The sequence below is a fragment of the Flavobacterium sp. 9AF genome (genome assembly GCF_902506265.1).
In the GTDB taxonomy this organism is placed as follows: Bacteria; Bacteroidota; Bacteroidia; order Flavobacteriales; family Flavobacteriaceae; genus Flavobacterium.
The window spans coordinates 2,708,294-2,733,211 of record NZ_LR733556.1 but is presented as its reverse complement, the minus strand read 5'-3'; the positions used below and the strand labels follow the sequence as shown (position 1 = coordinate 2,733,211).

Annotated in this window: 22 protein-coding genes; 20 read left to right on the top strand and 2 right to left on the bottom strand. The window is 29.2% G+C overall.

Annotated elements, in window-relative coordinates; genetic code table 11:
• Positions 1 to 55 precede the first annotated feature (55 nt).
• Positions 56 to 1,795 carry a gliding motility-associated C-terminal domain-containing protein gene (locus HALO113_RS12490; RefSeq protein WP_159779334.1) on the top strand — a complete coding sequence of 580 codons (1,740 nt, stop codon included), beginning with the start codon at positions 56 to 58 and terminating at the stop codon, positions 1,793 to 1,795.
• On the opposite strand, the gene HALO113_RS12485 is transcribed toward HALO113_RS12490, so the two are convergent.
• Positions 1,796 to 2,536, bottom strand: a complete 741-nt coding sequence (locus tag HALO113_RS12485; RefSeq protein WP_159779333.1) for an RDD family protein — start codon at positions 2,534 to 2,536, stop codon at positions 1,796 to 1,798.
• A 21-nt stretch (positions 2,537 to 2,557) separates the two neighbouring features.
• Here HALO113_RS12485 and HALO113_RS12480 point away from each other — a divergent pair, with 21 nt between their 5' ends.
• The 16 genes from HALO113_RS12480 (at position 2,558) to HALO113_RS12405 (ending at position 16,633) form a co-directional block, all read left to right on the top strand.
• Positions 2,558 to 3,520: a stage II sporulation protein M gene (locus HALO113_RS12480; RefSeq protein ID WP_159779332.1), complete on the top strand. Its 963-nt coding sequence runs from the start codon at positions 2,558 to 2,560 to the stop codon at positions 3,518 to 3,520.
• Between the two features lies 1 nt (position 3,521).
• The gene (locus HALO113_RS12475; protein WP_159779331.1) at positions 3,522 to 4,463 is read left to right on the top strand and encodes a hypothetical protein; all 942 of its coding nucleotides are present in this window, start codon (positions 3,522 to 3,524) and stop codon (positions 4,461 to 4,463) included.
• On the top strand, positions 4,456 to 5,235 hold the full coding sequence (locus tag HALO113_RS12470; protein ID WP_159779330.1) for a DUF4129 domain-containing protein: 780 nt from the start codon (positions 4,456 to 4,458) through the stop codon (positions 5,233 to 5,235). Before HALO113_RS12475 ends, HALO113_RS12470 begins: the two co-directional genes overlap by 8 nt.
• Positions 5,235 to 6,413, top strand: coding sequence for a DUF4350 domain-containing protein (locus tag HALO113_RS12465; protein WP_159779329.1), 1,179 nt, complete (start codon positions 5,235 to 5,237; stop codon positions 6,411 to 6,413). Before HALO113_RS12470 ends, HALO113_RS12465 begins: the two co-directional genes overlap by 1 nt.
• A 157-nt stretch (positions 6,414 to 6,570) precedes the next feature.
• On the top strand, positions 6,571 to 7,569 hold the full coding sequence (locus tag HALO113_RS12460; RefSeq protein ID WP_370519383.1) for an AAA family ATPase: 999 nt from the start codon (positions 6,571 to 6,573) through the stop codon (positions 7,567 to 7,569).
• 32 nt (positions 7,570 to 7,601) lie between these two features.
• Complete coding sequence (locus HALO113_RS12455) at positions 7,602 to 8,936, top strand: DUF58 domain-containing protein (protein ID WP_159779327.1); 1,335 nt, start codon at positions 7,602 to 7,604, stop codon at positions 8,934 to 8,936.
• Between the two features lie 285 nt (positions 8,937 to 9,221).
• On the top strand, positions 9,222 to 10,061 hold the full coding sequence (locus tag HALO113_RS12450) for a hypothetical protein (RefSeq protein ID WP_159779326.1): 840 nt from the start codon (positions 9,222 to 9,224) through the stop codon (positions 10,059 to 10,061).
• Positions 10,062 to 10,390: 329 nt separating this feature from the next.
• A complete protein-coding gene (locus tag HALO113_RS12445) occupies positions 10,391 to 10,681 on the top strand; it encodes a hypothetical protein (protein ID WP_159779325.1) in 291 nt (96 codons plus the stop codon).
• Between the two features lie 23 nt (positions 10,682 to 10,704).
• A complete protein-coding gene (locus tag HALO113_RS12440) occupies positions 10,705 to 11,382 on the top strand; it encodes a DUF4919 domain-containing protein (protein ID WP_159779324.1) in 678 nt (225 codons plus the stop codon).
• Between the two features lie 146 nt (positions 11,383 to 11,528).
• The gene (locus tag HALO113_RS12435; protein ID WP_159779323.1) at positions 11,529 to 12,107 is read left to right on the top strand and encodes a hypothetical protein; all 579 of its coding nucleotides are present in this window, start codon (positions 11,529 to 11,531) and stop codon (positions 12,105 to 12,107) included.
• Positions 12,108 to 12,282: 175 nt separating this feature from the next.
• Entirely contained in the window at positions 12,283 to 12,696 is a 414-nt protein-coding gene (locus HALO113_RS12430; protein ID WP_159779322.1) for a VOC family protein, read from the top strand.
• A 233-nt stretch (positions 12,697 to 12,929) separates the two neighbouring features.
• On the top strand, positions 12,930 to 13,475 hold the full coding sequence (locus HALO113_RS12425) for a hypothetical protein (RefSeq protein WP_159779321.1): 546 nt from the start codon (positions 12,930 to 12,932) through the stop codon (positions 13,473 to 13,475).
• A gap of 334 nt (positions 13,476 to 13,809) precedes the next feature.
• A complete protein-coding gene (locus HALO113_RS12420; RefSeq protein ID WP_159779320.1) occupies positions 13,810 to 14,310 on the top strand; it encodes a hypothetical protein in 501 nt (166 codons plus the stop codon).
• A complete protein-coding gene (locus tag HALO113_RS12415) occupies positions 14,307 to 14,900 on the top strand; it encodes a hypothetical protein (RefSeq protein ID WP_159779319.1) in 594 nt (197 codons plus the stop codon). The genes HALO113_RS12420 and HALO113_RS12415 overlap by 4 nt, the downstream gene beginning before the upstream one ends.
• A gap of 90 nt (positions 14,901 to 14,990) precedes the next feature.
• Positions 14,991 to 16,109, top strand: coding sequence for an acyltransferase (locus tag HALO113_RS12410; RefSeq protein WP_159779318.1), 1,119 nt, complete (start codon positions 14,991 to 14,993; stop codon positions 16,107 to 16,109).
• The gene (locus HALO113_RS12405; RefSeq protein WP_159779317.1) at positions 16,106 to 16,633 is read left to right on the top strand and encodes a hypothetical protein; all 528 of its coding nucleotides are present in this window, start codon (positions 16,106 to 16,108) and stop codon (positions 16,631 to 16,633) included. Before HALO113_RS12410 ends, HALO113_RS12405 begins: the two co-directional genes overlap by 4 nt.
• Before the next feature lie 122 nt (positions 16,634 to 16,755).
• Here the strand turns inward: HALO113_RS12405 and HALO113_RS12400 are convergent, their stop codons facing one another.
• Positions 16,756 to 19,353 (bottom strand): T9SS type A sorting domain-containing protein, encoded by a 2,598-nt coding sequence (locus HALO113_RS12400; protein ID WP_159779316.1) that lies wholly within the window; start codon positions 19,351 to 19,353, stop codon positions 16,756 to 16,758.
• Positions 19,354 to 19,625: 272 nt separating this feature from the next.
• On the opposite strand from HALO113_RS12400, the gene HALO113_RS12395 reads away from it, so the two are divergent.
• From HALO113_RS12395 to HALO113_RS12385, 3 genes are all read left to right on the top strand, one after another.
• Positions 19,626 to 22,649 (top strand): amidohydrolase family protein, encoded by a 3,024-nt coding sequence (locus HALO113_RS12395; RefSeq protein WP_159779315.1) that lies wholly within the window; start codon positions 19,626 to 19,628, stop codon positions 22,647 to 22,649.
• A gap of 20 nt (positions 22,650 to 22,669) precedes the next feature.
• Positions 22,670 to 23,965 carry an amidohydrolase family protein gene (locus HALO113_RS12390; RefSeq protein ID WP_159779314.1) on the top strand — a complete coding sequence of 432 codons (1,296 nt, stop codon included), beginning with the start codon at positions 22,670 to 22,672 and terminating at the stop codon, positions 23,963 to 23,965.
• Between the two features lie 112 nt (positions 23,966 to 24,077).
• Positions 24,078 to 24,866: an RNA methyltransferase gene (locus HALO113_RS12385; RefSeq protein ID WP_159779313.1), complete on the top strand. Its 789-nt coding sequence runs from the start codon at positions 24,078 to 24,080 to the stop codon at positions 24,864 to 24,866.
• Positions 24,867 to 24,918: the final 52 nt, after the last annotated feature.

The window sequence follows — 24,918 nt, the reverse complement described above, 5'->3', positions numbered from 1 at the left end:
GAAGCAAAAAAAATACTTCTTTATTTACCTCTTTTTGCTAGTTTTCCCAATTTTAATGAATGGGCAAGACATCACTCTTTATACTCAAATTAACGGTCGTTACGATTTTACGTTCATTGGTAATACCATGAATTCAGCTGAAAATAATATAACTGCAGGATTAGTTACAGGTACTTCTTCTACTGCAACTCTTGCTTTAGATGCAAATGATACTGTTATTAAAGCTTTTCTGTATTGGTCTGGTTCAGGTGATGGTGACTTTAGTATTGATTTGAATAGCACAACTATGACTCCTGATCGAACTTTCAGTCATACTCGAATTTCAGGAAATAATCAAACTTTCACCTATTTTAGTGCGTTTAAAGATATTACAACATTCATACAAACTAACGGAAATGGAGATTACACTTTATCAAATTTAGACATCTCTGCTTTTGAAGTATATCATAAGCAAATCTCTACTAATTTTGCGGGTTGGGCTATTTTAATTATTTATGAAAACAGTAATTTACCCCTAAATCAAATTAATGTTTATGATGGGTTACAAGGTGTTCCGAGTAATTTAAGTATTGATTTAACCAATTTATATGTTATTGATAATAATAATGCTACAGCTGGATTCATAGCATGGGAAGGTGATGCTTCTTTACCTACAGAAACTTTTGCTATTAATGGAACCGTCATTAGTAATGCTTCTAATCCAATCAACAATGTTTTTAATGGAACCAACTCTATAACTGGAGCATCTGATTTATACAATGTTGATTTAGATATCTATGATATTGAAAATTATATCCAAATAGGGAATACGAGTGCAAATATAACTTTGTCTTCCTTTCAAGACTTTATAATGATTAATACTGTAGTAACTAAATTAAATAGTCAATTACCTGATGCTACCATTACAATAGACAATTATGAATTAGCTTGCAATAGTCGGGAAATTCCCATTACCTTTACTGTATATAACGTGAATAGCACAGAAATTTTAGCAGCAAATACTCCTATAGCTTTTTATGCAAATGGCGTATTGGTAGGGATTTCACAAACTCAAAACACTATTCCTATAGGTGGAAATGAAACTGGAAGTGCAATAATAAATATACCTAATTCAATTTCTAACACTTTTACTTTAACAGCAGTAGTGGACGATATTGGAAATGGTACAGGTATTATTACAGAATTAGTTGAAACCAATAATAATGATTCTATTGATATCAACTTGTGGCTATCTCCTACTTTTAATACATTACTACCTTTAATGAGTTGCAATTTAGGGTTAACTAGAGGAATATTTGATTTTTCTGAATATGAAGAACAAGTCAAAACAAATCCATTGCATCAAGTAAGTTTTCATGAATCCTACGAAGATGCTTTAAATAATACTAACCCAATATTCAATACTGCAAATTATGAAGCCATAAATACCCCTAAAGAGATTTTTATTAGAATAGAAAACGAAAATAATTGCATAGCCATTACTTCTTTCTTTCTTGAAGTTGAAAATTGTCCACCTAATATTTTTAATGCTGTTTCTCCTAATAATGACAATTTAAATGACTCTTTTTTTATTGATGGATTAAGAGACGTTTTCATCCATTTTAAACTTGAAATATACAATCGTTGGGGTAAATTACTTTGGGTGGGAAATAATAACAAACCCGACTGGAATGGGTATGTAGAAGAAGGTATAGGAACTAAATTAGCTCCAGATGGCACATATTATTATATCTTATATTTAAATGATTCTAGTTATCCAGAACCTATAAATGGATTTTTGTACTTGAGTAAATAATTACATATTTTGTGTATAAAAATTATAATCCTTTAATAGCGTTCGAATAAAATCTTGATCATTTCCTGATTGATTTTTAATCCCTGTTACAGCAATTACTTTTTCTCTTAATTTTATTAAAGTACTATAATCTCTATTTCTAATTGCCAATTCAAAAGTTTCTTTAATGATTCGCACATCATTATCCGATAACTTAATAACCAAAGGATAAGTGGGTATATAATCTTCATTTACCTCTTGCAAGATAGTGTGATTAATATTGATATTATTTTTCAATGAAATAACTGCAGTTCCTGCACCCATATCTCCTAATCTTTGATTTCTTCCATTAAAAATAATTGCTATCAATCCTACAATAGAAAAAGGAGGAACCACCTCAATTAAACGAAATAACCATCGAATTAAATAGTCTCCAAAACTGGCTTGATACCCATCTATTTTTATGACTTTCATTTTCATAATTCTTTTTCCAATAGTTCTTCCTTCCCATAGACTTTCTTGAATGAGGGTATAGAAAAAAACAGGTAAATAAAGTAGTATATAAACAGCCATTGCTGACCAGTGATCTAATTTTAGCAAATAGCTTTCTAAACCACTTAAATCGATAAAATATCCCATAACAATACTATAAGCTAACATTACCAGAAAATCAAGTATTTGACCTAATAATCTTTCTCCAACTGAAGCAGCTGTAAAATTTATTGAAACATTTTGTGTTGTTGTTATAGTTAATTGTGACATATTTTTATATTTTAGCACCTCATGAGAGAAGTAGCATTTATTAAACAAAATAAAGAAAAATGGCTTGAATTTGAACAAGCTATTTTTGGTAAATCTAAAAAAAATCCAGATGAATTAGCCAATTTATACATACACTTGGTTAATGATTTGGCTTATGCACAAACTTACTATCCTAAAAGTAAGACTACTGTTTATCTAAATTATTTAGCTTCGCAAACCTACCAAAAAATTTATAAAACAAAAAGAGAAGATACAAATCGTTTATTATATTTTTTTAAGACCGAAGTTCCTCTTCTTGTTTATGATTACAGAAGATATATTTTATATGCTTTTATCATTTTTACTATTTTAACTTCAATTGGTGTGGTTTCTGCATTAAACGACGACACATTTGTTCGTTTAGTTTTGAGTGATGATTATGTAAATATGTCTTTAGAAAACATTAAAGAAGGAAATCCAGTTGCTGTTTACAAAAGTGGTAGTAATTGGGGTAGTTACATAGGTATTACATGGAACAACTTAAAAGTAGGTGCTTTATCATACTTTTCTGGTATTTTTATCGGTTTAGGTACTTTCTACTTTTTTATAGAAAATTGTATTATGGTAGGTGCTTTTCAAACTATGTTTTATAATGAGAATGTTTTTTGGGAAAGTGTAAGAGGTATTTGGATTCACGGTTCAATGGAAATTTTTGCTATGATTATAGAAGCTGGAGCTGGTTTTGCATTAGGAGCAAGTATTCTTTTTCCAAAAACATTTTCGCGCTTTAATTCTTTCACCATTGGATTTAAAAACACATTTAAAATTTTCTTAAGCACTATGCCTTTTACCATTATGGCTGGCTTTCTTGAAGGTTTTATTACAAGATATTCTATAAACATGCCTCATTTTTTAAGTATTGGAATTATTTTAACCACGCTAAGTTTAATTAGTTTCTATTACCTAATCTATCCATTTATTGTCTTTAAAAAAATAAAAAAATAAGATGTTTCAATTATACCAAAAAAGAAATTTTAGCGAATTCATAAGCGATACTTTTGCATTTCTGAAGGAAGAAGGTAAAAATTATTTTAAAAACTATTTCATTATAAATGGTCCTTTATTACTTATTTTATCTGTTTGTGTTTACTTACTTACTAAAGTGTACATGGAAGCCGTTTTCTCGTCTATGATAAACGATAATATTAACTCAAATGGATTATTAAATGACTTAATGAATAATATTCCTTTATTTATAACTTTAGGATTATTGTCTTTTTTATTAATTATCATCATTAGCATGATAAATTACTCATTTCCTATTAGTTATTTAAAACTAGTAGGTACAAAGTCTGAAATTACCACACAAACCATTTTTGATTTAATGAAAGAAAAAATAGGTAAAACCATTGTATTCTTTTTCGCCTCATTGGTTATTTTTATGCCTATTTTAGTAATTGCATGTATACTACTTGTCCTTTTGTGCTTTATAATAATTGGTTTCCCTTTATTTTTTATCGTCATACCTGCTTTTTTTAGTTGGGTTAAACTCAGCTATTATGATTATATTTCATCAGAATATAGTTATATGAAATCGGTAGGAAACGGTTTTGACTTATTGCGTTCTAAATTTTGGCCAATTGTAGGTTCAACTATCGTAATGTATATCATTTACTATATTATTTCTTCTGCAATAACAATGATTCCTTATTTGTTTGGTATTTTAAGCTTTTTTACAGATTTAGATAGCAAACCAAATCAAGCTGAAACGCTTTCAATGATGAGTATTCTTGTTACTATGGTAATGGTAATTTCAATTATTTCAAGTTATACTTTACAAAATCTTATTTTTATTAATCAAGGTATTATTTTTTATAGCGTTACAGATGAAAAAGAAAATATTTCTATTAAAAGTGATATCGATTTAATTGGATCTGAAAGTGAATAAAATAATCTGTTTATCTTTTCTATTCTTTTCTTTAATTGGATTTGCACAATCTGATAGTTTAGCTATTGGAGAAACTAAAGTAGAAAATGATACCATTAAAAATAATCAAGAACATTCCATCATTATTGATAGTATAGAAGATATCAATCCAAAACATTTTGAAACAAATTTCAAAGAAAAATATACTTCAAATGATTTTAAATATGAAACACTAATCGATTCTAAACAACAAACCGCTTGGGATCGTTTTTGGAAAGCTGTAGATGATTTTTTCAGTCGTCTATTCGATTTTAGAAATTCAGACAGTCCTCTAACTGGATTTGAAATCTTCATGAAAATAATAGCTTTCTTAATCATTGGTTTTGTAATTTATTTAATTGTAAGAGTAATTATTGGCAAAGAAACATATTGGGTTTTCTCTAAAAATAAAAAGAAAATAACTGTTTCTGAAATGGTTGAAGAAAATATCCATGCAATCGATTTTAATACTATTATTTCTAAAGCAAAAGAAAATAAAGAATATCGTTTAACCATTCGTTATTATTATTTATGGTTATTAAAATCATTATCTGACAAACAAATAATTGATTGGGATATCGAAAAAACAAACTCAGATTATTTATATGAAATACAATCTTCTGTAATACAGGATGATTTTAAATATTTATCTTATCTGTATGATTATATTTGGTATGGAGAATTTGATATTAATGAAACCGATTTTTTAAAAGCTGAAAAAGCTTTTAAAGAAGCAATTACAAGTAAAAAGTAATGCCGAAAAGTATAAAAATATATATTTTTATCTTAGTTCTTATTCTTATCGGAATAATAACTATAGATGCAAATAAACCAAAACCTGTTAATTGGAATCCAAGTTATAGTGTAAAAGACAAAATTCCATTTGGACTATTTGTTTTTAATCAAGAAATAGATTCTTTATTTAAAAATCAAAAAATCCAACGTTTTGGAGTTACTCCTTATGAATTTTTTGACGACAAATATTCTTATGAAGATAGTACATATACCACTAATGGAAATGTATTATATATAGATGGCGCTTCAAATTTAGATGATGAATCTGTTCAAGAACTATTGTATTTTGTTTCTCACGGTAATACTGTTTTTATGAGTGCTACCCATTTTCCAGCCAAATTAAGAGATACATTACAATTTGAATATGCTTATAATAATATATACTCAGATTCTTTATATTTATCTGTAAATAAGAATAATGAATTTAGTTATCTCAAAGGAACAGATAATGTTTATTTTTCACAATTTGATTCTACTAAAACAGAAATCATTGGACATCAAAGAACCAAAAAATCAGATGCAGTTGCTAATTTTATAAAAATTCCTCATGTGAATGGTTATTTTTATCTTCATACCCAACCTGTAGCTTTTACCAATTATTACTTATTAAAAAAACAAAACTATAAATATACAGAACAAGTACTTTCCTATATTGAAGACGATACTATTTTTTGGTACTTAGAAGGCACACGAGATCAAATAAAAAATAAAATGGGGTATATTTTTAGTCAACCCTCTTTAAATTGGGCATGGAAAATAGGAATTATAAGTCTTATCGTTTTTCTTTTCTTCAATGCAAAAAGGAAGCAACGTATAATACCTATAGTGGAGCCAATAAAAAATACAACAGTAGATTTCACTAAAACCATAGGTAACTTATATTATCAAGAAAAAAATCATCAAGATATTATTAATAAAAAAATAAAATTTTTCCTTGAAAAAATACGTAACGAATATTACATAGACACTTTTGATTTAAATGAAACTTTTGTAAATCGTTTGCATCAAAAAACAGGAAAAAATAAAACTGAAATCGATACGATTGTGCAACTCATTAAAAAATACAGAAATCAATTAGAGAGTTCAGAAAATGATTTGGTTACTTTTAATAAAGCATTAGAAAAATTAAATTTATAAATTAGAGAACAGTAAAATGTTGTTTTAATTGCCAGAAAAATAGAATTAAGTAATAAAAAAGCATATGGAAAATAATTTCGAAAATAACGAAAACCAAAACGAAAACACTCCTGAAAACTTGTCAAACCAATCATTGGAGCCCACTTTTGAACAAAATATAGTAGAATCTTCAACTGTAAATGAAAATTTTAATTTTCAAACTCGCATTAATTTAGCTCCTTTACAAGAAAGTGTAGATAAAGTAAAAGCAGAAATTGCAAAAGTTATTGTAGGTCAATCTAAAATGATAGATCAATTATTAGTGGCTGTCCTTTCCAATGGGCATGTTTTACTAGAAGGAGTTCCTGGTGTAGCAAAAACAATTACAGCAAAACTACTTTCACGCACACTAAGTTTAGATTTTAGCCGAATTCAGTTTACACCTGATTTAATGCCTTCAGATATCATTGGTACGTCTGTTTTTGATTTATCTAAATCCTCTTTTGAATTTAAAAAAGGGCCTATTTTTTCAAATTTTGTATTAATTGACGAGATTAACCGTGCTCCTGCAAAAACTCAAGCTGCACTTTTTGAAGTAATGGAAGAACGTCAAATTACAGCAGATGGAACAACTTATACTTTAGATTTACCTTTCTTGGTTATTGCAACTCAAAATCCAATCGAACAGGAAGGAACGTATCGTTTACCGGAAGCACAATTAGATCGTTTCTTGTTTAAAATAAATATCGATTATCCAAATTTAACAGAAGAAATTGCCATTCTTCAAAAGGAGAATGAATTACAAAACAATGATAAATTAGCTGCAATTGCTAAAATTATTGAAAAAAGTAACATACTTCAATTTCAAAGTCTCGTTAAACAAGTTCTAATCGAACCTCATTTAGTAGAATATATTGCTAAAATTGTATTAAATACACGTCAAAATCAATTTTTATATTTAGGAGCTTCTCCAAGAGCTTCTATTGCAATTTTAAATGCTGCTAAAGGTTTTGCTGCACTTAAAAATCGTGATTTTGTAACACCAGAAGATATTAAAGAAGCTGCCATTCCAGTTTTACAACACCGTGTTGTAGTTACACCTGAACGCGAAATGGAAGGTGTAACAAGTACAGCTATTATTAAACAAATTATAGATTCTGTAGAAATTCCAAGATAAGCAATTATAAACTCTCGTATTACAAGTTCAGAATGAAACAATTTTTAAAACAACTCTATCTTAATAATTTCCTTTTTTATTGTCTTATAGGTAATATTACCCTATTTGTTGTTTCTTATTTGTTTCCAGTACTTTATAATGCTTGTTGGTACATCTTATATGTCCTATTAGTTTTTTTTATCATCGATATTCTTCTACTTTTTGTGGGAAACAAAAAACTAGATGCAAATCGAATTACACCTGAAAAGCTTTCGAATGGAGATGAAAATCCTATCATTATTAAAATAAAAAATAAATATACCTTCCCTATTACACTAAAAATTATTGATGAAATTCCTCTGCAATTTCAACAACGTAATTTTGAAGTTATTCGAAAAATAAAAGCTTCATCTACCGATGAATACCAATATTTTTTACGACCTACTGCACGTGGTGAATATATTTTTGGAAATGTCAATTGCTATGTAAGTTCTCCTTTACGTTTGGTTGCTAAAAGATATACCTTTGATAAAGATGAAATGGTACCTACATATCCTTCGTATATACAATTACGCAAATATGATTTAATGGCTTTTTCTAATCAGTTGTTTCAATATGGTTTAAAAAAAATAAGACGTATTGGCCACACTATGGAATTTGAACAAATTAAAGAATATGTGCAAGGTGATGATATACGTACTATCAATTGGAAAGCTACTGCCAAAAGAAACCAATTAATGGTTAATCAATTTCAAGACGAAAAATCACAAAATGTTTACATGGTAATAGACAAAGGTCGTGTCATGAAAATGCCTTTTAATGGATTAAGTTTGCTTGATTATGCAATAAATGCTACTTTGGTTTTATCGAATGTAATTATTAAAAAGCAAGATAAAGCAGGAATGTTTGCTTTTTCAAAAAAAGTTGAAAATCGTGTTGTTGCTGAAAAAAGACAAAGCCAAATGCAAAACATTATGGAGAGTCTCTACAACATTAAAACCGACTTTTTTGAAAGTGATTACAGCCGTTTGTATGTAGATATAAAAAAACATATCAATCACCGCAGTTTGATTATATTATATACTAATTTCGAAACCTTAGATGCCTTACATCGTCAATTACCTTATTTAAAAGGAATTGCTAAAAACCATTTACTTGTTGTTGTTTTCTTTAATAATACAGAATTAAATGACTTAATTGAGAAAAAAGCAGAAACGGTTCAAGAAATTTATGACAAAGTAATCGCTGAAAAATTTGCCTTTGAAAAAAGACTCATAGTAAACGAATTGAGAAAATATGGTATTTATTCTGTTTTAACGCAACCTGAAAACTTAACTCTAGATACGATTAATAAATATTTAGAAATTAAAGCAAGAGGGATTTTGTAAATGAATTCATTAAATGAAATAGAAGCCCTCGACTTTATAAAAGAACATTTTATAAAATATGTTCAAATTGTTCCCATAAAGCTTCTTATTAGGTAATAGATACCTCTACGCAGAAAATCTAGATAAGTTAAATATACTCTTAGACTATTTCATAGAGAATAAAAAATTGTATGAAAATCCAGAAATGGACTTCCCAAAAATATTCTATTCGAAAAGGATTGAAATTGTAAATAAAATTGAAAAAATCATCAAAGAAGAAATTATTGGAAATTCTTAATTAAAAAAATGAAAGCTATACTTCTATTTATACCAGCTTTATTATTAATTAGCTGTAATGAAAAAAAACAAGATTCAACATCAGAACCTTTTGAAGAAAATATACAGATAAGCATCCCTTCAGAACAAGAAACCACTTTTGAAGAAAGTACAGACACTATAGTTTATGATAACAACTACTATCCTATCGACTCACTTTTAAGTGTAAAACTTCTTGCTGAAAACATTTTTCATGAAGACGAAGTAGAAATCAATGATATAAAGAAAGATTGGTATGGTCTATTTATTAAAGAAAATGTTTTTTATCTAAAAAAAACAAAACTTATAACAAAACGAGTAAACGATCCCATTTTAGATGAAAACGAAAAGGACAAAACGGCTTGGGATATTAGTTCTGAAATAAAAGATACATCTATTATTCTCATAGAAAATATACCCTTTTTATCTGAAGGCAAAATTAAGAATTATGCTTTATCTCAATATATTTATCCTAACGATACTCTAAAATTTAATTTTTTAAACAAAGATTACATAATCTACGCAACGGGTAGTAAAAGAAAAGAATCGGAAAATTCTAATGGGTATATCGTTTGGAATTATAAATTATATTTAACTACTGTAAATAATGGAATAGAACACACTGATTTGTTAGTTGCCAAGGGTCGTTTTGATGATGCAATGATAAACATTATTTTTGCAGGTGATATCGATCAGGATGGTAATCTCGATTTGCTTATCGATACTTCTAACCATTATAATGTAACAAGTCCTACATTATATCTCTCAAAACCTGCAGAAGAAGGACATTGTATTACTCCTATAGCTACTCATACTAGTGTAGGTTGTTAATACTTTCATTTTTACATTCAGACAAATTAAGTTTAACGCTAGATTAACTACAAAATGGTCATCTCTTTTCATCAATAAACTTAACTTGAGCAGAATTTAAAAGCAAAAAAAGGGCTTAAAGATGGATTATCAAATTAAAGAAAGTGCTACAAATTATAATCCAAATTTGTATATCGAAAAAGCGGTTGAAATTATTAATAAACAGTAAATTAACTCATATCTTATCGTGGTATTTTTTATTTATTTTTACGAAGAAAAAAACAAAAAAGATGCCCTATTAAACTATAAAAACATTAAATTAGTAATCTAATTGAAGTAAAATTTCCTCTATGCATAAGTTCTTCCTTATAATAACTGAAATAATAGGTTGGATACAAATAGCCCTCTCTCCCACTCTAATTGGATTAGGCTTTGGTGGTATTACCTATTATTATTTTCCGAATATAACAGGAATGCTATTAGGCACAGTGATTGCGACTATAGGGTTAATTTTAGGAATTATTTTGGCTAGTAAAAAATGGAAAAATGAAGGAACGATTTCTTTTTTATCCAACATAAGCGCTACACCTGAAATAAATACCTCTCAAAAAGAAAAAAAAACACTCAAGCAAATAAAATAGAATTTATATATTTTAATAAGAAAATGAAAAAAATAATTTTATACACACTCTTACTAATTTGTAATTTTTCTTTTTCTCAAGATCATACTGAAAAACCAAACTATAAAAAAATTGAGAAAAACAGCAAAATAAAAAATTCCAATCTTTTTTATGAATCTTTAATGAATCGTTTTACACAAGCAGATTCAACAATGACCCTTGAAGAAAAAAGACATTTGTATTATGGTTACACTTTTGATAAAAATTATTCACCCTATTCCCGTTCAGATTATGAAGATAGTTTACGAGTTGTTCTTCAAAAAGAGCAATTAGAAATTAGTGATTTCAAGAAGATAGAAGAGCACACAAATCAAATTTTAAAAAAAGATCCATTGGATATAAAAGCAATAAGTTATCAATTATTTTCATTGGAACAATTAAATAATAAAGAACTATTTGAAAAAAGATTAATTCAATTAAAAATTATTTTAGATGCTATTGTGAGTTCTGGAAAAGGAATAACAAAAGATGATCCTATCTATGTTATCAATACCTCTCATGAATATGAACTATTAAACCTTTTAGGATTTCAATTTGGTGGTTCACAAAGTTTAATTAAAAATTGCGACTACTTAACTCTTGCAGAAAATGATGCCCATTTAAAAGGATTATATTTTGAAGTAAGCCCGTGTTTAGATCATTTAGCAAAAATGCTTAAATAATTATTAGTTCTTATGATAAAGAATAAAATGCAGTTGGAAAATAAGCCATAAAAATTATTTGTATGAGTGTAATCTTAAAAATTGTAAGGTTTAAAAGAAAAACTTAGATTTGAAAACACAAATATACAACAGTCTAATACCCTAAAATGAAATCAAAATACAATTATGTTAAAGGAAAATCAATCTTTATCATTTCGCTATTAGTTATTGGTATAACAATTTTTACAGTATATGTAACCGGAATAAATTATGATCGAAGTATAACTTCAAATTTTTATATCTCCTTAGGATGCATTGCCACTGTTCTATTTTTCTTTATGACTTACGGACTATATAATGGTACTAAAATAATAAATAACTTTCCCAAATTTCGAAATTTTAAAAGAGGAAGTTTAATTGATACTACTTCTGTTGCTATCGAAACTCCCATTTCTGAAGTTGGAGAAGGAATAGGTGGACTTATAATATCCCTATTATTATGGGTTGTAATGACAATTGTAATGGTTATATTACTTATAATTTTAGAAGCAATATTCTGGTTTACCCTTTTTATACTATTAACTATGCTCTATTGGGTATTTTTTAGAGCATTAAAATTAGTATTTAACAAATCAAATCAAACAAAAGGAGACTTAGGTATTTCATTAATTTATTCCGTGATTTATACACTATTCTATACTGGTTGGATTTTTGGAATAGTTTATTTAGCTCAAATAGTAAGATAAGTCAAAAATCAAATTTCAAAAGATCAATATTAGAAACCTCTTAAAAAAATACTTTTATTATATCAATAATCTAGTTAGATCTATTTTGCCTCAAAAGCCCCTTTTTATTGTCATATTTACATCCTAAAACAATCTTTTAGAAATCGTATTTTTAAGATTTTTAAAATAACAAATTATGAAACAAATTTTCATCAATCTACCTGTTAAAAATACAGCTATAGCACAGCATTTTTATACTCAAATAGGCTTTACGTTAAATCCTTTATTTACATTTGAAAACCAAATAAGCATGAATTGGGGAGACCAAATCTTTATCATGTTACAAACCTATGAAATGTTCTTTTCAAAACATACAAAAAGCCCCATAGATACCCAAACACATCCACTAGTAACATTTACTTTACCTATTGAAAAACTTGAAACCATAAATACCATCATGGAAAAAGGATTACAAGCAGGTGGAACAGAAATATTTCCTCCTATTTCAGAAACATTCATGCAAGGAAGAAACATTAAAGACCAAGATGGAAACCAATGGTGCCTCCTCTATTTAAATATCCAAAAATTTAAAGAAAGTGTGGGAAAATAACGTTTTATATGTACTACTTTTAAGTACTTTTTACCTAATTTAAGTACAAACTAACTTGTCACTTCGAGCGCAGTCGAGAAGCTTATTTATAATATCAGTAAAACCAATATATAACACTATCAATTGAAGCAAAGCATTGTCACTTCTAACGCAGTCGAGAACCTTATCTTCAAAACACATTATTCTTGCTAGATTTGAAAAAAAAAGTATAGATTTGAAAAAAGTAAAATTAAATGTCCCTATATCTAATTACACAGTGGTGTTTCTTTGGCTTTGGAGTGTACAACCTCATCTATCTACTTTGCAAACATGTTCCTTTCTTAAAAAAGAAAACCAATCTACTTGCAATAGACAAAGCAGCAACTACAACCCTTATTATTGCAGGAATCATTTATACACTTGTCTTCATAAAGGATTGGGTTCTTATTTTCATCCATTCTGAATCTGAAGAAAATCAACATCTCTTTTCTAGATTAAAAGGTCCGTATGGTTTTTCGTTATATGCACAACAACTCAGTTATATTATTTGTTCACTCTTATTCATCCTAAAATTTGTCCAAACAAAAAGTATCATTCGCTTCATTTTAGGTTGTATCTTGATGCTTAATTTTGAAAGAGTCGTCATCATAATTACTTCTTTACATAGAGATTATTTACCTAGTTCATGGACCATGCACCAACCACTTTTTGGGGCTTTCTTTCTAGATTGGTTCATAAAATTCTTTATATTCTGTAGTTTTACAACCGTTTTATATTTTCTTCAAAAGACAAAAAAATAAAACCTCCCTTAGTTTTTCTAAAAGAGGTTTCATTTGCTAATAACCAAATTTACATATTTAACCAGCAAAACATACGTATTGATTTCTAAATGCCAATTTCTCATTTCAAATTCAATAAGTATTTATGCTTTATAAAGCTTTTTTTATCCATAGGCAGTTTCTTTTTTAGTTAATACAGTTTGTTTTTTTCTTACTCTTAATAAAAGTTATTTTCTTATCTTGTAGTAAAATTACATTTCTTACCAGTATCATTTCATGCTTTTCGATGAATCAAAAAAAAGTTTCGATAAATAACATAAATGATGAGATAAACTTCCTAAATCAGTATTAAAAAATGAATGCTCGTTTCGATTTGAATTCATATAAATTGTATATTTATCATCATTATTTTTTTATGAAAAACGGGTATCTATTCATTATATTTTCAACCTTTTTATTAAACTCCGCATGGCTTTGGAGTCAATCGTTAGCAAGTAATAATACCAAAGCGCAAGCTCGATACAATCTTGAAAAATCTTTTGCTGATACGCATAGAAAAACTTTCGCAATTACAAGTTGGGCTGGAGCCAATATTAATGAGCTTGTTGAGCAATGGGGAAATTATTCAAATAGCACAGAATTACCAAATGGTTTAAAAGTATATACTTATGAAAAGAGATTCTCTGGTAGTGGTGGAACCTATAGAGAGGGATACACCATTTCAGATCAATATGGCAATATATTAGAACAACAAGCTGCACAAGACAATACTTATTCCTATAATTTTGTAGATTATTATGAGTTTTATGTAGATAAAAACAATATTATTCTTCACGTTAAAATTGGAACCCGATGAATAAATCAATGCTTTCTCTCTTTTTTTGTTTTATATTATTTTCCCTTTTTAGTCAAGAATCGTATTTTGAATGTAATGAAATAGACATTTATATTCCTAATAAAACAATTGTTTTACACTTTGATAATCTCTCAAAACAAGATATCGAAACAAAAATTCATGCTTTCATTAAAGAAAAAAATTACACTTTCAAACCATTTTATTCTAATGATAACCGAATTGCTTTTCGAGATTTTCGATTTATTTGTACCAAAGAAAAATGCACATCTGATGTTATTGCTAAAAATATTTTTTTTATAGATTATGATTCTCAATGGATAAAAATTACTTTAGAAAAAGAAATATATTCCTCCTATTTTAGTGCAAAATTATATATTAATGAAAATGATGATGTTGCATCTGAAAATAATATACCTTTTGGAATATATAATTTCCAAATTTCAGAAAAATACGCTAAAGAATTTCCAGAAGCGATGTACATCTATACTAAGAAGGGAAAAACGGTAATCCAAAGACCAGAAATAAAAGAATTATTTTTAGCTTTTTACAATCAATACATTATAGATCTTAAAAACTATATTGAAAAATAATATACCAACTTAAAAAACGATTCAACCATTCTGTAATCCTACTTTTTTATTTAAAAATTAAATTTATCAATTACATATTAACCGTAAGCTTTGAAAAATAATAACACACCTAAATTCTATGGTTTAGACCATTTAAGAACTCTCGCAATAGTATTAGTCCTTTTTTTTCATTATTATATTTTAAGTGGTGGCAAACCTAAATGGCTTCCAGATACTTTTAGTTTTGGATGGACAGGTGTTGATTTGTTTTTTGTTTTAAGTGGTTTTTTAATTGCTTCCCAATTATTTGCAGAAATTAGAACAAAAAAAGACATTTCATTAAAAGATTTTTTTATCAAGCGTTTTTTTAGAATAATTCCTGCTTATGCATTCACTCTTTTACTCTATTTTTCCATTCCTTTTTTTAGAGAAAAAGAAAGCCTTCCTCCATTGTGGAAATTTATAACTTTTACCCAAAATTTCGATTTGAATTTAAAAGATTTTGGAACTTTTTCACATGCTTGGTCACTTTGCGTTGAAGAACATTTTTATCTTTTTTTACCATTACTTTTAATTTTTCTACAACTAAATGGTTGGATTAAAAAATCCTATTTTTTATTAATAGTTTTATTCCTATTTGGATTCTTAATACGATTCTATAGTTACAATCATTTCTTTATCCCAAAAATAGAAGATGAAAATAACTGGTTATATTGGTACAAATACATTTATTATCCTACTTATAATCGTTTAGATGGACTTTTAGTAGGTGTTTCAATAGCAGCAATATATCAATTCTTGCCTGTTTTCTGGGAAAAAATCACAAAATATGGCAATGCGTTTTTAGTCATAAGTGTCGTTATTTTATCTCTAGCCTATTCTATTTGTTTAGACCCCATGACATTTTTGGCTACTATTTTTGGCTTTCCTTTAATTGCTATAGGATATGGATGTATGCTTATAGGAGCAGTTAGTCCAAATACATTTTTATATAAATGGAAATCTAAAATAACCACTTTTATTGCAACACTTTCCTATGGTATTTATCTAACTCATAAAGGAATTATTCATTGTACACATCAATTATTGGTTTCATACAATGTAGATGATAATTTATTGTTATTAATAAGCACTGTAGCTTGTATTGTATTTGCTTATTTATTATATATATCTATTGAAAAGCCTTTTATAAAAATTCGAAATAAAATTATTAATTCAAAAAAAATATGAAAAAAGTTATTATCCTATTCTGTTTATTTTATCTTTTTTCTTGTAAAGAAAAAACAGTTGACAAACCAACTCTTGAAATAAACAATTCTACGCTTATTGAACCTGTGGAAGAAAAAAACCAGGTTCTAAATGAAATGGTTGAAGAAGGTATAAAAGATACGTTAAATACATCTAATGATCCTATTGTTAACCATTATATCTGCTACAAAGATAATGAAGTACCTTCTAGAATTATTTGGATTAGTTTTACCAAAGATGGAAAAGCTATTCAAATAAAATATAAAGGACAAAAAGAAGCGATTAACTTAACTTTTGTTTCAGAAGATATAACCGAAGAAGGAGCTCATCCAACCATAGAGACTATTTATGATGAAGTATATAACGGAACTAAAAATGGCACATATATACTAACGCATTCAGGTGTTTGGGACTATGTGAGCTATACCAGAGAAAAAGATAAAAAGCAGTTTCAATTTACCATTGACCATGAAGCTAATCCATACGGAAAAGAACCTTGTTTTTAAAAATTTGAATAGCTAATTATATGAAGTTTTTGACTTTTGACTTTTGACTAAAAAAACCCTTGCTTTAATAAAAAACAAGGGTTAAAATCTAATAACAAAAAAACTATAAAAACTAAAAAATACTACTTCACAAGAAGCTTACTCGTTTTATATTCATAACTAGAACTAACTAGGTTACAGAAATATAAACCAGTATTTAAATTATCTTTATCGATAATTAATTCATTTTTACCAACTACTGTATTAACATGTAATTGTTTTACTAAAGCACCTAACTGATTGTATATAGATAAGGTTACTTTTTCTGCTTGAAGACTTACAAATTGAATTACTGATGCATTATCCATTGGATTTGGATACAAACTCACCTCTTCTAAATCTTCTAAACTATAAATTTTTACTTTCTCTTTTGAAAAACGTACATTTTCAATCTGCATTTCTTTGGTAACTAAAGAGCCATTTTCAGAAATCATTGTAAAAACGAGTGTTTTAATATCATTTAATTCTAATGTTCCACCAAGTGTAGAAGTAAAACTAGATAAAGGCAAGGCATAAGTTTCAAGATTATTTGTCAAATCAATTGTAGTTCTAAATTGTGATTCCCATGTATTAATACTTCCTTTTACTAAAGTAATCATCATTTTCCCTGTTCCTTTTGCTGTAAATTTAAAACTCTCATAATCAGACAAATCAACAGTTTTAAATCGTGGTGTAAGTCCTCTGTAAACCGCAACATATTCACTAGTATTAGCAGACAAAATTATATTTCTTTCAATTCCAAAAGCATCATTTTCATAAGAAGTCGTTTGCGGTACTACTAGAAATGAATTTATTTGAGTGCTTGAAGCAGCATCATCTACACCCCATGGTCCATCAGATAAAAATAAATCATCTGGAGTGTGTATGCCGTCACCTATTCTAAAACCTACATCAAATAAATTACCTGTTGTAATACTTACAGATGAAATAGTATTATTTTGTAACAAAATAGGATTTGAAACTAAATTAACTGCATTGGTCTCCGAAGTGCGAATACCTGCATCAAAAATAACTTGTTCAGTCTCATTGGTATTTACAATATCTAATTGTAAAACACCATTCATATACTTACCTTTTCTTACAAATACGGTTGGCGCTGGTGAATTGTTATAAGTTGTTATAGGTCTTTGTACATCTATTAGATGCAAAAGTTCAGTACCCATATAAAATAAATTATCTAAAGAATTAGTCCAAATTTGGAAATTATAAAAACTCACATTCGATTCATATTTATCTAAATTCCAATGACTCTCAATCCCAAAATTAGTTTCATTTTGAGTTAATTTTGCTGACAAACTCAATACATATTCAATAGAACCATCTGCATTCTTTATAATAGATCGAATAAAAGGTTGGTCATTTATTTCTATGGTGGAAACATTGAGTAATTCTGCTCCAATTAATCGGTCGCAAATATATTTAGTATGCTCATAAACCCCATTATCCGTTTTTAAAGCCAAAACTGAAGCAATAAGTTTATTATTTTTTAAATAATCAGCTGCATAAACTTCAGTCGCATTCGTAATTCCTAATAAATCATTTGGAGTCGTTTCTAATACTTCATCTTCATCCATACTTCCTAACGGTATAAAATCTATCAATTGAAAATCGGCATTTGCATCTCTTCTAACACAATAATTACTAGATTTTGTTAGCCTTTCTGCATTGGTATAGTCAAAAGAATAATTAGATTTTACTCGATTAAAATTACGCTTTTTAATCAAATCTACTAAACGATTATTACTTTCTAAACCTCCTTCATTTCCACCACTCACAGCATCCATGACAGGACAAGAACCAAATCCCGAACAAGAAGGATCATCACAATCCACTAATCCATCTCCATCATCATCAATTCCATTGGAACAATCTTCCTTAGGTACTGAGGCTGTTGGACAACGTGCTCCATCATTACTCGAACTAGAAGGTCCAAAAGCAAATAAATTAGAACTAATCGAATTTGAACCTGTTAAGTTTTGAACTTGATCAATAATATATATTGTTCCTGTTTGATTAGAAGATACATAAAATGCACCATCTGAATCAAAATAAACCGCACCATAAGTATAATTCATTCCAGCTAAAATAGGAACTTCTCCTAAAGAAGTTACCACTCCATTACTCGGATTTATTCGATATAAAATATTGGTAGCTTGTTCTACACTATATAATTGTCCATCTACAGCATTAAAAGCCCAGTCATGAACATTTAAACTTAAAGAAAGACTTTCTGTAGATAAATATTGCGTATAGGTTGGAGAAGAAGGATTCAAATCTACTTTGTAGTAAGTACTACCAGAAGCTTTAAAATAATATATACCATTACTACTTATATCTCCAACATATTTACTTCCTGTAGTCAATTCAGGTATGTAATAAGTTGTGACAGAAAAATCATTACCAATTCTTACAATAGTATTAGAAGGTGTACTTAGATAACCCCACATGTAGCCATCTGTAGGATTATAAGCTGCTGCATTAATATTTCCAGGAGTAACATCTGTTGCCACTAGGGTTGAAATACCTGATGCTAAATCTATGGCATAGATATCATTCATCTGGAAAAGATAAGCGTTTTCAACGCAATTAAAAGGTTCATTTTGAGAAACCACTTTAGTATTGAAAAACAGAAATCCCAGAATTAATGCTCGTAGTAAAAAAAGTTTAGTAAAGTTTTTCATGGCTTTTGCTTTTAAATTATAATTAAAATTACATCAACCATAGGAAATGAACTTTATTTTTAGATAAGTAAAAAGGTAGTTTCGTTAAACAAACACAATCTATAGATAAATGAAAATTGTCTAATTTTAATATATTTTCACAAAAAATATATGCAAATTGATATAAAAACAAAAAACGTTAAAAAAATCTAAAAATAAAACCCCTTTAATCAGCTAAAAGGTAATTCTTCCTATATTTAATCCCTAAACCAAACCTAATCAAAAATAGACTTATGAGAATCTATACGTTCTTATTTGTTTTATTATTATCCTTTTTTGGAAACGCTCAAGATTACTTTCCTAAAAATGATGGTGTAAAACAATCTTTTAAAAACCATGTTGCCATTACCCACGCAACTATTTATGTGTCACCCACACAAAAACTGGAAAATGCCACGCTTTTATGTAAAGAGGGTAAAATTATTGAAGTAGGTACCAATGTTACCCTTCCTAAAAACGCAACTATCATTGATGCTACTGGTAAAACCATTTACCCTTCTTTCATCGACATCTACAGCGAATTTGGTATCGATAAACCGCAACCTGCTCCAAGAAGAGGTTTCGTAACCCAATACGATGCTTCTAGAGAAGGTTACTATTGGAACGACCATATCAAACCAGAATTCAATGCGTATGAAAATTTAAAATACGATGATAAAGCCGCTGGTTCACTTCGTGAAGTTGGTTTTGGAACTGTTCTAAGTCATTCCAATGATGGTATCATTGCAGGAACCGGACTACTTTGGACTTTAAATGATACCGATAATAATTCGAAACGAATTTTAAATACGAAAGTTTCGCAACACTTTACTTTCGATAGAAGTAAATTAAGCAATCAAAGTTATCCTTCTTCTTTAATGGGAAGTATGGCTTTAATTCGCCAAGTGTACCACGATGCAAAATGGTATGCAACAGGTGCTTCAAAAACGAAAGATTTATCGTTAGAAAGTTTCAATGCCAATAAAAACTTAATTCAAATTTTTGACGCAGGTGATATTTTAAACAAATTAAGAGCAGATAAAATTGGAAAAGAATTTGGTGTAAACTATATCATCAAAGGTAGCGGAGACGAATTCGAAAAGATTGCCGAAATTAAAAAAACAGGAGCAACCTATATTATTCCTTTAGATTTCCCCGAAGCGTATGATGTTTCTGATCCTTATTTGGCACAGCAAGTGAGTTTAAGTGATATGAAATTTTGGAACCAAGCCCCTTTCAACTTAAAAATATTAGCCGAAAACAATATCAATTTTGTGTTGACAGCTAACGATAATAAAAAACCAAAAGACTTTTTAGATAATCTTAGAAAAGCTGTTTTATATGGTTTACCCAAAGAAAAAGCCTTAGCAGCTTTAACGGAAACACCTGCAAAAATCTTAAATCAATCAGATGCATTGGGTGTCTTGAAAAAAGGAGCTTTAGCTAACTTTATCATTGCTTCTGGAGATATTTTCGACGATAAAAGTACCATTCATGAAAATTGGGTGCAAGGAAATAGAAATATCTTAGACAAAATGAATGTGGACGATATTCGTGGTACTTATGATTTGGTGTTTAACCAACAAACATTTGAGCTTGCTATCACAGGTGAATTAGACAAATTAGATGCAAAAATTAGCAAAGACAGTATCAACTACGGAACGAAATTAACCTATAAAGAACCTTGGATTACTTTAGTTATTAAAACGAAAGATACGACTACAACTTCTTTTTATCGCTTATCAGGAATAAAAAACAAAACTACTTTAGATGGAAAGGCAGTGCTTGAAAATGGTGTAGAAACCGCTTGGACAGCTACAAAAAAAGAAGGTAAAGAAGATAAAAAAGAAGACAAAAAAGAAGACAAAAAAGACGATAAAAAAGTTCCAGAAATGGTTCCAGTTACCTATCCAAATATCGCCTATGGAAATACAGTAAAACCAACGCAAGAAACCATTTTGTTTAAAAACGCAACGGTTTGGACGGGTGAAAAAGAAGGAACGCTTACAGAAACGGATGTATTAATTCAAAACGGTAAGATTGCGCAAATTGGCAAGAATATTTCAGTTCCAAATGCAAAAATCGTAGATGCAACTGGTAAACATTTAACAGCGGGTATCATTGATGAACATTCGCATATTGCTATTTCTAGAGGTGTAAATGAGGGTGGCCAAAATTCCTCAGCAGAAGTAACGATTGAAGACGTTGTAAACTCTGATGATATTAATATATACAGAAACCTTTCTGGTGGTGTTACTTCAGCGAATCTATTACATGGTTCTGCCAATCCAATTGGAGGTCGTGCGGCATTCATAAAATTAAAATGGGGTTACACTCCAGATGAAATGCTAGTAAAAGACGCTCCTAAATACATCAAATTTGCTTTGGGAGAAAATGTAAAACAATCCAATTGGGGAAGCGGTCGTTTTCCACAAACTAGAATGGGTGTGGAACAAGTATATGAAGATTATTTTTCAAGAGCCTTAGAATACAAAAAAGAATGGGCAAACTACAATGCAAGCAAAGCAAAAAATAAAGTAGCGCCTCGTTTTGATATTGAGATGGAAGTTTTAGGACAAATTTTAGATAAAAAACGTTTTATTACTTGTCACTCTTATGTACAATCTGAAATTAATATGTTAATGAAACTTGCAGAACGTTTTAATTTCAAAATCCAAACGTTTACTCACATTTTAGAAGGTTACAAAGTGGCTGATAAAATGGCAGAACATGGTGTAGGTGGTTCTACTTTTGCAGATTGGTGGGGTTATAAATATGAAGTAAAAGATGCAATTCCTTACAATGCTGCTTTAATGAACGGTCAAGGTGTGGTCGTTTCGATCAATTCTGATGATGCTGAAATGTCTCGACGTTTAAACCAAGAAGCAGGAAAAGCAGTAAAATATGGGAATGTTTCAGAAGAAGAAGCTTGGAAATTTGTAACGCTTAATCCTGCTAAATTATTACAAGTAGATGATAAAGTAGGTAGTATTAAAGTCGGTAAAGATGCCGATGTGGTACTTTGGACCGCAAATCCATTATCTATTTATGCCAAAGCAGAAAAAACCATAGTAGACGGAATTATTTTCTACGATTTAGAAAAAGAAAAAGCAACACTAGCCTCTATTCAGAAACAAAGAAGCGAATTGACTAACAATTTATTAGAAGCTAAAAATAAAGGTTTAAAAACTCAAGCTCCTAAGAAAAAAGATGTGGGGCATTACCATTGTGATACCTTAGGTGAAAACTGCGTGGTTTCTCATGCTAAATATCAATAATTTGTAAAGTACGAAATCTTATGAAAAAATATATATTTCTATTAGCAGTCAGTTGTTTTGCCTTTGGCCAACAAACACCTGCTCCAAAACAAACCCAAACGATTTTAATTACCGGTGGAAAGGCACATCTAGGTAATGGAAAAATAATTGAAAACAGCATTATTTCTATCAAAGAAGGGAAAATTGCAATGATCCAAGAAGGAACCAATTTCAAACCAGAAAAGCATGATGTGTATATTGATGCATCAAAAAAACATATTTATCCCGGTTTTATTGGTGCCAATGCTACATTAGGTCTCGTTGAAATTGACGCTGTAAAAGCTTCTAATGATGAAAGTGAAATGGGCGAAATGAATCCTCATATTAGGAGTATTATTGCTTATAATACAGAATCCGGTTTAGTGGAAGCTGCCAGACCTAATGGTGTGCTATTAGCACAAATTGCGCCAAGAGGCGGACGCATTTCTGGAACTTCATCAGTAGTACAATTAGATGCTTGGAACTGGGAAGATGCTGTTATTAAAGAAAATGATGGAATTCACTTAAGTTGGCCAAGAAGTTTCTCTAGATCAGGTTGGTGGGCAGAACCAGGAGGTATCGAACCTAATAAAAATTATGACAAACAAGTTACTGAAATTCAAGATTTCTTTAATGATGCGAAAGCTTATTTTGTAGCCAATCCTGCTGTAAGAGATATTCCTTACGAAGCTATGAAAGGATTAGACACAGGAGATAAAACACTTTTTGTACATGTTGATGGAGAAAAAGAAATTGTGGATGCCATTGTATTTAAAAAGAAAAATAACATTCAAAGAATGACTTTAGTAGGTGGTTATTACGCTTTTAAAAACATTCCATTATTAAAAGAAAATAATGTTTCTGTTTTATTAAGAAGGGTTCACGACTTACCATTATTAGAAGATGAAGATGTAAATCTACCTTACAAAAACGCTAAGCTATTAGACGATGCAGGAATTTTAGTGGGACTTCAAAATGCAGGTGATATGGAGCGCATGCAAATTAGAAATTTACCTTTTTATGCAGGAACTTGCGTAGCTTGGGGAATGGAAAAAGAAAAAGCATTGCAATTAATCACTTCAAATACAGCTAAAATTCTAGGTATCGATATACAATATGGTACTTTAGAAGTAGGAAAAAGTGCTACCTTATTCATTTCTGAAGGAGATGCACTAGATATGACTTCCAATCAGGTTACTCAAGCTTTTATTGATGGCCGAAACATTAGTTTAGAAAGTCATCAAACCGAGTTATACGATCGTTATAAAGAAAAGTTTGAAGCTCAAAACAAAAAGTAAAAATAACTAGATTTAAATATTAAAAATCTCACTATCATTCTTGAAGTGAGATTTTTTCATTTATAGAAAATACAATTATCTTTTGTAATTTTGCATTCAAATAATTTCTTTGATGAAACAAATTACTTCTGCACAAAATTCATATATTAAATCATTAGTTCAATTACAAGAAAAAGCCAAAACCAGAAAGCAAACAGGTACTTTTCTTATTGAAGGAAAAAGAGAAATTGAATTAGCCATCAAAGGAGGTTATGTCTTAAACACCTTACTTTTTTGTCCTGATGTAATGCAAAATACAGATTATCAAAGTTTCGAAAGTTCTAATATTGAAAGAATTGAAATTTCTAAAGAGGTATATCAAAAATTAGCGTATCGAGACACCACCGAAGGTATTTTGGCTGTAGCCCAATCCAAATCATTGCATCTATCCGATTTAAAATTAAGTAAAAATCCTTTAGTATTAATTGCAGAAGCTCCAGAAAAACCTGGCAATATAGGTGCCTTATTACGAACCGCAGATGCGGCTAATATTGATGCGGTAATTATTGCCAATCCAAAAAGTGATTTATACAATCCAAATATTGTACGTTCTAGCGTAGGGTGTTTGTTTACCCGACAAATAGCAACTGGAACTTCTGAAGAAGTGATTGCCTTTCTAAAAGAAAATCAGATTGCCTTTTATAGTGCTACTTTACAAAATTCTAACGAATACCATAAAGTAGATTATACTACTCCTACTGCAATTGTAGTAGGTACAGAAGCAACAGGCTTAACAGAAACTTGGAGAAAAGAAAGTACTCAAAATATCATAATACCTATGCAAGGGGAAATTGATTCCATGAATGTTTCTGTAGCAGCAGCCATTTTACTTTTTGAAGCCAAAAGACAAAGAGGGTTTTAACAAAAGTGGTTGTATTTTGGTGAGTAGTTGTTGGTTGCTAGTAAAAGGTAAA